At 68.9% G+C, this 3,836-nt stretch carries 4 protein-coding genes and 1 pseudogene; all 5 read left to right on the forward strand.

All coding sequences use genetic code 11. The annotated features are described in order from the left end of the window. The first annotated feature begins 86 nt into the window (after positions 1 to 86). Entirely contained in the window at positions 87 to 530 is a 444-nt protein-coding gene (locus AC1DZ6_RS21020; protein WP_477099077.1) for a YbgC/FadM family acyl-CoA thioesterase, read from the forward strand. 341 nt (positions 531 to 871) lie between these two features. Then, positions 872 to 1,567 (forward strand): protein TolQ, encoded by a 696-nt coding sequence (gene tolQ, locus AC1DZ6_RS21025; protein WP_477099078.1) that lies wholly within the window; start codon positions 872 to 874, stop codon positions 1,565 to 1,567. Positions 1,568 to 1,571: 4 nt separating this feature from the next. After that, positions 1,572 to 2,096 carry an ExbD/TolR family protein gene (locus AC1DZ6_RS21030; RefSeq protein WP_477099079.1) on the forward strand — a complete coding sequence of 175 codons (525 nt, stop codon included), beginning with the start codon at positions 1,572 to 1,574 and terminating at the stop codon, positions 2,094 to 2,096. Positions 2,097 to 2,285: 189 nt separating this feature from the next. After that, on the forward strand, positions 2,286 to 3,095 hold the full coding sequence (locus AC1DZ6_RS21035; RefSeq protein WP_477099080.1) for an energy transducer TonB: 810 nt from the start codon (positions 2,286 to 2,288) through the stop codon (positions 3,093 to 3,095). 83 nt (positions 3,096 to 3,178) lie between these two features. After that, positions 3,179 to 3,836: pseudogene (tolB, locus tag AC1DZ6_RS21040) on the forward strand (Tol-Pal system protein TolB); the annotation flags it as partial.

A 3,836-nucleotide genomic window follows, 5' to 3' on the forward strand; every position in this document is an offset into this window, starting at 1 on the left:
CCGTCAACCGTTCCTAACCCCTCACCCTCCCATCGCTTCGCGACGGGCCCCTCCCTCTCCCTCTGGGAGAGGGTTACAAGGGGCGCATGACCGAGATTCTCCAGCCTTCATCAGGCGTCTTCGACGGCCGCGAGCACCAGCTCCCGGTGCGCATCTACTACGAGGACACCGACTTCTCCGGCATCGTCTACCACGCCAACTACCTGCGCTATTTCGAGCGGGGGCGGAGCGACTTCTTCCGGATGATCGGGATCTCGCACACCGCCCTGGCCGCGGCCGACACCGCCTTCGCCATCATCCGCATGGAGCTGGACTTCAAGCGGTCGGCCCGGATCGACGACGCCCTGCTGGTGCGCACCACCTACGACCGCGTGAAGGGCCCGCGCCTGTTCGTCAGCCAGCGGATCACGCGGGGCGACGAGCTGATCTGCCAGGCGGCGGGCGAGGCGGTCTGCATCACCCTGGACGGCCGCCCGCGCAAGCCGACGGCGGAGATGCTGGCGCAGTTGGCGCCTTGGCTGGAGGTTTGAGCTCCCCCACCGCCCGTCATCCTCGGACTTGTTCCGAGGACCCCTGCTTCAACCGCGAAGACGGAAAACCCATAGGGCGTTGAGATCTCGGCCCAACCGCGACCGACAGCTCGGCTGACCTAGGGGTCCTCGGAACAAGTCCGAGGATGACGAGCGTTGAGGGGGCGGCGAGGGGAACAAGGTGAGACCCCGGCCTTCATCACCAAAAAACCCGCTCCCTCGCCGATTGTCATAGTTTCACCATTGCCCCGCTTCATGTCAGTAAGGGCGCAACGGAACCCCGGAAGGTGCGCTATCCACCTTCCACGACAACTGACGCCCCAACGGAGCAGGACCCCCGCATGGACGCCGCAGGCCCCCAGAGCTTTTCCTTCATCGCGCTGTTTCTTCAGGCCGACTGGGTGGTCAAGAGCGTGATGATCGGGCTGATCCTGGCCTCGCTGGGCTCGTGGGCCGTGATCATCGACAAGCTGTTCCGCTTCGCCGGCCTCAACAGCGCCGCCAATCGATTCGAGGACCAGGTCGGTTCGGGCCAGGGTCTGGAGGAGATCGCCGCCCAGGCCGGGACCAATCCGCGCCACCCGCTGCCGCGCATGCTGCAGGCCGCCCTGAAGGAATGGCGCGACGCCAAGGCCAAGGGTCCGATCGGCGAGAGCCAGGCCGCGTTCCTGATCCAGCGCATCGACCGGATGATGGACACCCTGATCTCGCGCGAGACCGGCAAGGCCGAGGAAGGCCTGGGCAGCCTGGCCATCGTCGCCACCGCCAGCCCGTTCATCGGCCTGTTCGGCACGGTCTGGGGCATCATGCACGCCTTCCAGAACATCGCGATCTCGAAGAACACCTCGCTGGCCGTGGTCGCCCCGTCGATCGCCGAAGCCCTGTTCGCCACCGCCATCGGCCTGATCGCCGCCATCCCGGCCTATATCGCCTACAACAAGTTCTCGACCGACGCGGGCAAGTACGCGGGGCGCCTGGAGAACTTCGCCGACGACCTGTCGACCGCCATCCAGCGTCGCCTGAGCGAGCGGGTCTAGTCGCATGGCGATGTCAGCCAACGACGCCTTCGCCACCGGCGGCCGTCGCGGTCGCCGTCGTCGCGGCCGCCGGGGCAAGGGCGCCCTGTCGGAGATCAACGTCACCCCGCTGGTCGACGTGATGCTGGTGCTGCTGATCATCTTCATGATCAGCGCTCCGCTGCTGACCGCCGGCGTGCCGCTGGAACTGCCCAAGACCGAGGCCGCCGCCCTGCAGAACCAGCAGGAGCCGATCACCGTCTCGATCAAGGCCGACGGCGCGGTGTTCATCGGCGAGGGCGAGGTCCCGTTCGGCGAACTGGCCCCGCGCATCTCGTCGATCGCCGGCGACGGCTACGACAAGCCGATCTTCGTGCGCGCCGACGGCAAGGCGAACTACGCCACCGTCGCCCAGGTGATGGCGGCGCTGTCCAACGCCGGCTTCGCCAAGATCAACCTGCTGACCGACACCGGCGGTCCTTCGTCGGGCGTGTCCGCCAAGGCCCCTGCGGCGAACGCGGACGCGGGCGCCCTGCGTCCGGCGCAGTGAGCGGCTGTCGATGCACGGCTTCACGCAACTGGCCATCGGTTTCCCCTCCCCGATGGGGGAGGGGCCAGGGGTGGGGGTGACACCGCCGGCGGGCTTGAGCGCGGCCGTGCTCCATCCTGAACCGCTTTCACCCCCATCCCCGGCCCTTCCCCCACCAAGGGGGAAGGGGGCGGACAGCGGAGCTCGCTCATGAGCTACCGCGAGAACAAGACCAACTTCTCACCCGCCCTGGTCGGGTCGATCGGCCTCCACCTGCTGGTGGTGGCCGCGATCCTGATCGGGCCGTGGAAGCCGTCCAAGCCGGTGATCATCGGCGAGAGCGTGCCGGTGACCATCGTCACCGAGGGGCCGACCAACGTCCGTCCGGCCATCGAGGACGTCGTCGACCAGACGGCCCAGACAGAAGAGCCGACGCCCGAGGCCGACCCGCAGCCGCCGGCGCCGGTTCCCGCCCCGGTCCCGACCCCGGCCCCCGCGCCGCCCAAGACCGCCGCCGCGGCGCCGACTCCCAAGCCGACCCCGACCAAGCCGGTCCCGGCCAAGCCCGAGCCCGACTTCTTCGCCTCGCTGGAAAAGACCCTGGCCAAGACGCCCAAGGCGACCGGCAAGCCCGTCGCCAACGCCGCGCGCGGGCCGACCCGGCCCGAGACCGCCACCCAGGCCCGCCCCGGCGCGGGCGCGATGACCGGCCTGCAGGCCGCCGCCATCAACGGCATGAAGGACGAGATCCAGCGCCGCTGGAACCCCAACTGCGAGGTCGAAGGCGGCGGGGCCATCCAGGTCAAGGTCAGCTTCAAGCTGGCGACCGGCGGCCGCATCGTCGGCCAGGTGACGGCCGGCGACGCCGAGCGTTCGTCCGATCCGGTGGTCCGGTCGGCCGCCGMCCGGGCCATTCGCGCGGTCTACCAGTCGGCGCCCTTCGAAGGGCTGCCGCCGGACTACTATGGCCAGCAACTCAATTTGAACTTCAAGGCGCGCGACGCTTGCGCGGCGCGATAGGGAGGACACCGAGCATGAACCTGAAGTCCGTCTTCACCAGCCCCCTGGCGAGCTTGGCGACCGCCGCCGTCCTGGCGCTGTCCATGGCCGCCTTCGCCCCGACCGCCGCGCGCGCCCAGATCGAGGTCGACATCGACAAGGGCGCGGTCAAGCCGCTGCCCGTGGCCATTCCGGCCTTCTCGGGCGGCGGGCGCGGGGCCGACATCTCGCAGGTCATCAGCGGCAATCTCGAGCGCTCGGGGCTGTTCCAGCCGCTGAACGTCGCCAACGTCGCCGACAAGCTGACCGACGTGAACGTCCAGCCGCGCTTCCCCGACTGGCAGGCCACCGGGGCCCAGGCCCTGATCAACGGCCAGGTCACGGTCGGCGCCGACGGCGTGCTGCGCGTCGACTTCCGCCTGTGGGACACCTTCAGCCAGCAGCAGCTGCTGGGGCTGCAATTCACCTCGACCGCCGAGAACTGGCGGCGGGTGGCCCACAAGATCAGCGACGCGGTCTATGAGCGGCTGACCGGCGAGAAGGGCTATTTCGACACCCGCGTGGTGTTCGTCGCCGAGAGCGGCGGCAAGCTGGCCCGGGTCAAGAAGCTGGCGATCATGGACCAGGACGGCGCCAACCCGCAGTACCTGACCGACGGCTCGTACATCGTGATGACGCCGCGCTTCTCCTCGACCAGCCAGGAGATCACGTACATGGCGCTGCGGCCCACGGGGTCGAGCATCTACCTGACCAACCTGGAGA

This window comes from Caulobacter sp. P1_B12_2, from assembly GCF_056406675.1.

Bases quoted from the DNA above. Each gene is read 5' to 3' on its own strand.
- AC1DZ6_RS21020 (WP_477099077.1), top strand. From the start codon at position 87: ATGACCGAGATTCTCCAGCCTTCATCAGGCGTCTTCGACGGCCGCGAG.
- tolQ (WP_477099078.1), top strand. From the start codon at position 872: ATGGACGCCGCAGGCCCCCAGAGCTTTTCCTTCATCGCGCTGTTTCTT.
- AC1DZ6_RS21030 (WP_477099079.1), top strand. From the start codon at position 1,572: ATGGCGATGTCAGCCAACGACGCCTTCGCCACCGGCGGCCGTCGCGGT.